Origin of the sequence: Immundisolibacter sp. (assembly GCF_041625615.1) — a bacterium.
Lineage (GTDB): Bacteria > Pseudomonadota > Gammaproteobacteria > Immundisolibacterales > Immundisolibacteraceae > Immundisolibacter.
Genome location: NZ_JBFJTF010000133.1, coordinates 1 through 6,129 on the forward strand (window position 1 = coordinate 1; position 6,129 = coordinate 6,129).

At 69.1% G+C, this 6,129-nt stretch carries 9 protein-coding genes; 6 read left to right on the top strand and 3 right to left on the bottom strand.

Annotation, left to right across the window (positions count from 1 at the left end; all coding sequences use genetic code 11):
* Both ABYX71_RS09835 and cysQ read left to right on the top strand, forming a co-directional pair.
* The coding region (locus ABYX71_RS09835; protein WP_372696323.1) for a cation-translocating P-type ATPase at positions 1-1,351 on the top strand (1,351 nt) is incomplete at its 5' end.
* The gene (cysQ, locus tag ABYX71_RS09840; RefSeq protein ID WP_372696324.1) at positions 1,348-2,157 is read left to right on the top strand and encodes a 3'(2'),5'-bisphosphate nucleotidase CysQ; all 810 of its coding nucleotides are present in this window, start codon (positions 1,348-1,350) and stop codon (positions 2,155-2,157) included. The genes ABYX71_RS09835 and cysQ, both read left to right, overlap by 4 nt.
* Positions 2,158-2,174: 17 nt before the next feature.
* On the opposite strand, the gene ABYX71_RS09845 is transcribed toward cysQ, so the two are convergent.
* From ABYX71_RS09845 to flgA, 3 genes are all read right to left on the bottom strand, one after another.
* Complete coding sequence (locus tag ABYX71_RS09845; RefSeq protein WP_372696325.1) at positions 2,175-2,555, bottom strand: hypothetical protein; 381 nt, start codon at positions 2,553-2,555, stop codon at positions 2,175-2,177.
* A gap of 32 nt (positions 2,556-2,587) precedes the next feature.
* Positions 2,588-2,887: a flagellar biosynthesis anti-sigma factor FlgM gene (flgM, locus tag ABYX71_RS09850; protein WP_372696326.1), complete on the bottom strand. Its 300-nt coding sequence runs from the start codon at positions 2,885-2,887 to the stop codon at positions 2,588-2,590.
* Positions 2,888-2,969: 82 nt separating this feature from the next.
* Positions 2,970-3,680 carry a flagellar basal body P-ring formation chaperone FlgA gene (flgA, locus tag ABYX71_RS09855; RefSeq protein WP_372696327.1) on the bottom strand — a complete coding sequence of 237 codons (711 nt, stop codon included), beginning with the start codon at positions 3,678-3,680 and terminating at the stop codon, positions 2,970-2,972.
* A gap of 299 nt (positions 3,681-3,979) precedes the next feature.
* Between flgA and flgB the strand changes: the two genes are divergently transcribed.
* The 4 genes from flgB to ABYX71_RS09875 form a co-directional block, all read left to right on the top strand.
* Positions 3,980-4,372: a flagellar basal body rod protein FlgB gene (gene flgB, locus ABYX71_RS09860; protein WP_372696328.1), complete on the top strand. Its 393-nt coding sequence runs from the start codon at positions 3,980-3,982 to the stop codon at positions 4,370-4,372.
* 6 nt (positions 4,373-4,378) lie between these two features.
* Positions 4,379-4,798: a flagellar basal body rod protein FlgC gene (flgC, locus tag ABYX71_RS09865; RefSeq protein WP_372696329.1), complete on the top strand. Its 420-nt coding sequence runs from the start codon at positions 4,379-4,381 to the stop codon at positions 4,796-4,798.
* Entirely contained in the window at positions 4,795-5,460 is a 666-nt protein-coding gene (locus ABYX71_RS09870) for a flagellar hook assembly protein FlgD (RefSeq protein ID WP_372696330.1), read from the top strand. The genes flgC and ABYX71_RS09870 overlap by 4 nt, the downstream gene beginning before the upstream one ends.
* Before the next feature lie 33 nt (positions 5,461-5,493).
* Positions 5,494-6,129, top strand: a 636-nt coding sequence (locus ABYX71_RS09875) for a flagellar hook-basal body complex protein (protein ID WP_372696331.1), incomplete at its 3' end; no start/stop codon positions are given.

Consider the following 6,129-nt stretch of genomic DNA (forward strand, 5'->3'; position numbering starts at 1 on the left):
CAGCGTCGAGGGCGGCTGTCGGGTCGCTGTCAAAGGCGCCCCGGAAGCGGTGCTCGAGCGCAGCGTGGCACAGGCCGACGCCACCGGCCGGCCGCGACCGCTGACTGCGCCCGAGCGCCAGCGGTGGTTGGAGGCCAACCGGGCTCTGGCGCGCGGCGGCCTGCGCGTGCTGGCGCTGGGGGAGAGGTACTGCGCGAGCGTGCCGGATGACCCCTATGCCGAGGTGGTGCTGTTGGGCCTGGTCGGGCTCATGGACCCACCGCGAGCCGAGGTAAAGCCGGCGATCGCTCAGTGCCGGGCGGCCGGCATACGGGTGGTGGTGGTCACCGGGGATCAGCCGGCCACGGCCGGCTTCGTGGCGCAGGAAATGGGGCTGTTCGACGCCGTCGGGCAGGCGTCGCCCGTGTTGCCGGGAGAGGCGCTGGAGCGGCCGGAGGACTACGGTGGGGAGCAGGCGGTGCTGGCGGCCGGCGTCTTCGCGCGCGTGAGTCCGGAGCAGAAGATGGCACTGGTGACGCGCCTGCAGGCTCACGGTGACGTGGTTGCCATGACCGGCGACGGTGTCAACGACGCACCGGCGTTGCGTCAGGCCGATATCGGCGTGGCCATGGGGCAGCGGGGCACCGAGGTGGCACGTCAGACCGCCGCCATGGTGCTGCGCGACGATGCCTTCGCCAGCATCGCGTCGGCTGTGACGCAGGGGCGGGTGATTTTCGCCAACATTCGCCGGTTCGCGGTGTACTTGCTGTCGTGCAATCTGAGCGAGGTGCTGGTGGTGGGCCTCGCGACCTTGGCCGGTGGCCCGCTGCCCCTGCTGCCGTTGCAGATCCTGTTTCTGAATCTCGTCACCGACGTGTTTCCGGCGTTGGCGCTCGGCGCCGGCGAAGCGGACGGCAGCGAGATGCGCAGCCCGCCGCGTCCACCGGCCGAGCCCATCTTGACCCGGCAGCACTGGTGGCGGATTGCCTGGTACGGTGGTGCCATTACGCTGACCACGCTGATGGCGTTCGCGTTGGCGCTCGGGCCGCTGGCGGCCACGGAGCGACAAGCCGTGGCGGTGGCGTTCCTGACGCTGGCCCTGGCGCAGTTGTGGCATGTGTTCAACATGCGCCCTGCGGGCAGTTCCCGCTGGTCGAACGCGATCACCCGCAACCCGTACGTATGGGGGGCGCTGGGTGTGTGCGTGATATTGATCGGACTTGCCGTGTTCTATCCGCCGTTGGCGCACGTGCTGCAACTGGCGCGTCCGACGCCGGAACAGTGGACCCTGGTCATCGTCGCCAGCGTATTGCCGGCATTGCCGGCCGTGCTGCGCGGTGGCCGCCAATACCCGAGGGACGAAACATCATGACGCCTCAGTTCGAGCCCGCCGCACTGCTGGAGCCGGTGATCGAGATCGCGCGGCGCGCGGCCGGCGCCATCCTGGAGATCTACGACAGTGAGTTCGCCGTCGAGCACAAGGATGACCGTTCGCCGCTGACGGCCGCGGATCGCGCTGCGCACGCGGTGATCGTCGACGCCCTGGCCGCGCTGCCGGGCGGTTTCCCGGTGCTGTCGGAGGAGGGCGCCAGCGTTCCGTACGCGCAGCGGCGCAGTTGGCAGCGATACTGGCTGGTGGACCCGCTTGACGGCACGCGCGAGTTCGTCAAGCGCAACGGCGAGTTCACCGTCAACATCGCCCTCATCGAAGACGGCCGGCCCGTGCTGGGCGTCGTCCAGGTGCCGGTGCGCGCGGAGGTGTACGCGGGTGCCCGCGGGGCGGGTGCCTTGCATGAGGCGGCCGATGGCACACGACGGCCGCTGCGTGTCAGCCACTACGCCGGTGGGCCGCTGCGCGTGGTGGCCAGTCGCTCACACGCCAGCGCGCAGTTGGGTGAGCTGCTCGATGCCTTGCCGGGGTGTCAGATCGTGTCGATCGGCAGCTCGCTGAAGATCTGCCTGGTGGCGGCCGGCGAGGCGGACGTGTATCCCCGCCACGGGCCGACCAGCGAGTGGGACACCGCGGCGGCGCAGTGTGTGTTGGAACAGGCTGGCGGCCAGCTGACCGATTTCCAGTTGCAGCCACTGCCCTACAACAAGGCGTCGCTCCTGAATGCGCCGTTCGTGGCGTTTGGAGCAGGTGCGCGGCCCTGGCAAGGCGTGCTGCGGTCGGAGTGAACGGTCGCCAGGCGGGCTCAGGCGCTGGTGATGTGACGGCCAGCGGCAGGGGTGTGGGTCTGTCCGCGGGCGCCGTACAGGCAGGGGGCCGCCTCGTTGCCGGACAGCACACGCATGGCGCGGGCCAGCGTGCTTTGCTGCAGGCGCAGAACCTCGCCGTTGCGCCGGTTCAGGTCGTCACACAGACGCGCCAGGTCAGTCCATGCCGCCGGCCACGCACAACCGGCGGGAGCCAGGGCGGCCAAGCGTTCCGTTAGCTGTTGTTTGGTGCGTGCGCTGTCGAGCACCGCTACGCCATCGCCCTGGCACAGGGCGGCGTATTCCTGTTGCAGCGCGTCGCGCAGCGCGGTCAGCACCGGCCCAGGGTCGGTTTCGGGCGCCAGCAGGGGGGCGGTCATCGCGCGTTACGCGTCACGTGCGGCGCGGGCATTCAGCCGGCGGCGACGTGCTCCTGCGCCAGCAGTCCGTCGGCGATGCGCTGCGCGTCGATCTGGTAACTGCCATTGGCGATGGCGGTGCGAAGTGCCGTGACGCGCGCGTGGTCGACGGCCGGCGTGCCGGCCACGGCGCCTTGCAGGTCGTGCAGTTGCCGGGCGCTGTCGGTGAGGTTGACGCTTTCATCTCCGCGGCCGGGGCGCGTTCCGGGCATGGTGTCACGTGTCTGCGCCCGGAGGTTGGCAACGTCGGTTTTCTGTGTTTCCGAGATGCCTGACGTGGGCCTGATTTCCATGGAATGACTCCAGCTTCTGGTGTCGCCGAGTGCGGCGGCTGTCCGCTTATCGTCACGCTCTGTAGGAACTTTAGCAGCACTGTCAAAATTTCACCGTAATGCGGCCCGGCGCGGTTACCGTGCCGTGCACGACACGTTTTGAAACAGGATTCTCCACCGCGACGCGGGCGCCTTCCGGACCGCTGCCCAGTGCCCGGCCACTGGCGCGGATGGCAAAGCTGGCGCCCTGGAGCTCGATGATCACCGGTTCGCCGCGGCGAACCAGCAGCGGCGCCTCGAGCAGCGCCGGGCGCAGGCGTTCGCCGGCGCTCACTGCATGACGCAGGGCCTGGCCGATCGCCGCGTCGGCGTCGAGCACGTATTGACCATTGAGCGCGCTCAGCTCTGCCTTGCGACGGGCCAGATCCTGGGCCTGTACGTGGTGACCACGTGGCAGGGCGCGTGCGGCCACCAGCACTTCGGCGCTGGCCTGCACGTGCAATGGCAGGTGAATGGACCAGCCCGGGGGCTGCGGGCAGCTCACGCGTGCCACCGCGCGGCCGGGCAGTCGTGCCGTGCCGGTCAGCTGCGCCGTCAGTGGGGCCGGGCAGTCGGCCAGGCGCAGGCGCGGGTCAGGGCGGGTGACCGTGATGGTCGGATTCTTGACGTCCGTTGCCGCGGCTGCTTCCAGCGCCGCCTGCCGCGCCGCAGTGACCAGGCTCGCAGGTGCCTGTGCCGCCTGCACGGTGGTATTGACCAGTACCGCGCATAACAGAGCGGTGCAGCGCGCCATACGGCGTGGGTGGCGAGGCATGAATCGACTCCTTGAACTGTGGTTCGCGCCGGCGGGCGTGCCCCGGCGCGCGGCTTCCTCCAGGACGGGCTAGCACGGGTCATGCCACCGCCGTACTGATGCGGCGCGAGGCCGTGGGCTGGCATGTGGTGCCGGCAAACCGCCGCCGGTGTTGCGGCAAGGCGTTGCCGAACGCGCGGGCGGCACCGCTTCAAGGGGGTGTCAATGACCCCGTGTGGCGCGTACTGGAGCGGTTTCCAGGGATCTGGCCCGGCTCGTGCTTAAAGGAGCCGCGAACGCAGTACGCCGCGGAGACCGGCATGGCAAACCTGATCGACAAAGCATTCGGCGTGCACGGCACGGCATTGCAGTTGCGGGCTGAACGGTCACAGCTGCTGGCGGCCAACCTGGCCAATGCCGACACGCCCGGATTCAAGGCGCGTGACATCGATTTCCGGCAGGCACTGGCCGGCGCGCAGAGCGCCGTGGCACCGCTGCGGGTGACCCAGGAAAACCACTTCGCGGAAGTGGGGAGCAACGCCGCGCCACAGGCGCTGTACCGCGTGCCGCTGCAGCCGTCGCTGGACGGCAACACGGTGGACGTGGCGACCGAGCAGGCGGCCTTCGGTGAGAACGCCAACCGCTATCTGGCCAGTCTGAATTTCCTGAACGGCCGCATACGTGGGCTGATGACGGCCCTGCGCGGGGAGTAACAGGTCATGAGCGACTTTCGAATGTTCGACACGCTCGGCTCGGCGCTGGCGGCGCAGACCGTGCGCCTGAACACGGTGGCCAGCAACCTGGCCAACGCGGACCAGGCCGCCGGCAGTCCGGAGGCGGCCTACCGGGCACGCGTGCCGGTGTTCGCGGCAGTGCTGGACCAGGCGCGCGGTGACGGTGCTGCGGTCGGCGTGCAGGTGCGCGAAGTGGCCGTCAGCCAGGCGCCGGCGCGGGCCGAGTATCAGCCCGGTCACCCGCTGGCCGATGCCCAGGGCTACGTCTACTACAGCAACGTGCGGCCGGTGGAGCAGATGGCCGACATGATCTCCGCCTCGCGTTCCTACGAGAGCGCGGCCCAGGCGCTGGGCACCGTGCAGGAACTGATTCAGCGCACCCTGCGCCTGGGAGACGGCGCATGAATGCCGCCGACACGCTAGCCGCCGCCGGGCTGCGCGGCAGTGACACGCTGGCGCCGCCCAAGGAGCGGCGCACGGTGCTCAACCAGGAAGACTTCATGTCCCTGCTGTCGGCCCAGCTGCGCTTCCAGGACCCGAGCAAGCCCATGGAAGCGAACGACATGGTGGCGCAGATGGCGCAGCTGAGCATGGTCAGCGGGGTGAGCGAACTGAACACCGGTATCGCGGATCTGTCGGCCAGTCTGAACTCGAGCCGCGCTGCGCAGGCCACGCAGCTGGTCGGCCGTGATGTGCTGCTGGACGGCGAGGCCACGCTGCTGCCGCTGGGCGGGGCGCTGACCGGCGCGGTGAATCTGGGCGCCGACGCGGCGGACCTGAAGATCAGCATCTACGACAGTGCCGGGCGTCTGGTGCGTCAGGTGTCGCTTGGCCACCAGCCGGCGGGACTGGTGCGCTTCGCCTGGGACGGCAGTCTGGCCAATGGCGCCGGCGCGGCACCCGGGTATTACCGGGTCTACGCCGACCCCGGCACGGGGGCGGCGGTGCCGACCCTCGCCGCGGCGCGGGTGGACAGCGTGCTGCTGGGCGCCGACGGGCAGGCCGTGCAGCTGGTTCTGGAAGGTTATGGCGTTACCGATCTGGGCGCCGTCAAGCAGGTGATGTAACGGTCGCTAGACCCTTTCTCAAGGAGCATTTTCATGGCTTTCGAAACGGCTATCAGCGGCCTGAACGCCGCCACCACCCAGCTCGACATCGCGAGCAACAACATTGCCAACGTCAACACCAACGGCTTCAAGCAGTCGCGCGCCGAGTTTGCCGACATCTACACCGGCTCCAATCTCGGCGTGTCGTCGCTGGCGGTCAGCCGCGGCGTGCGCACGGCGGCCATCAACCAGCAGTTCGACCAGGGCAACATCAAGTCCACCAACAACAACTTCGACCTGGCCATCTCCGGCGGCGGCTTTTTCCTGCTGCAGGACAACGGCAGCCAGGTCTACTCGCGTGCCGGCGCCTTCGGCGTCGACCGGTCCGGTTTCGTCACCAACAGCGCCGGCCAGAAGCTGATGGCCTTCACGGTCGATACCGCGGGCATGCCAGCCGGCTCGCCGCTGCCACTGCAGATCGATACCTCCGACGTTGCCCCCAACGCCACCGGCCAGGTCGACGTCGGCGTCAACCTGCGCGCCACCGCCCCGGTGGTCAGCGTCACGCCGTTCGATCCCAACGTGGCCGGCAGCTACACCAACTCGAGTTCGCTCACGTTCTACGACTCGCTCGGCAACCCGCACGACACGGTGCTGTACTTCGTCAAGACCGCCGCCAACACCTACGAC

What these genes read in the sequence shown, in the direction of transcription:
- flgC (WP_372696329.1), top strand. Translation starts at nt 4,379, where the DNA reads ATGAGCGACTTTCGAATGTTCGACACGCTCGGCTCGGCGCTGGCGGCG.
- flgM (WP_372696326.1), bottom strand. Translation starts at nt 2,887, where the DNA reads ATGGAAATCAGGCCCACGTCAGGCATCTCGGAAACACAGAAAACCGAC.
- ABYX71_RS09870 (WP_372696330.1), top strand. Translation starts at nt 4,795, where the DNA reads ATGAATGCCGCCGACACGCTAGCCGCCGCCGGGCTGCGCGGCAGTGAC.
- flgB (WP_372696328.1), top strand. Translation starts at nt 3,980, where the DNA reads ATGGCAAACCTGATCGACAAAGCATTCGGCGTGCACGGCACGGCATTG.
- flgA (WP_372696327.1), bottom strand. Translation starts at nt 3,680, where the DNA reads ATGCCTCGCCACCCACGCCGTATGGCGCGCTGCACCGCTCTGTTATGC.
- ABYX71_RS09845 (WP_372696325.1), bottom strand. Translation starts at nt 2,555, where the DNA reads ATGACCGCCCCCCTGCTGGCGCCCGAAACCGACCCTGGGCCGGTGCTG.
- cysQ (WP_372696324.1), top strand. Translation starts at nt 1,348, where the DNA reads ATGACGCCTCAGTTCGAGCCCGCCGCACTGCTGGAGCCGGTGATCGAG.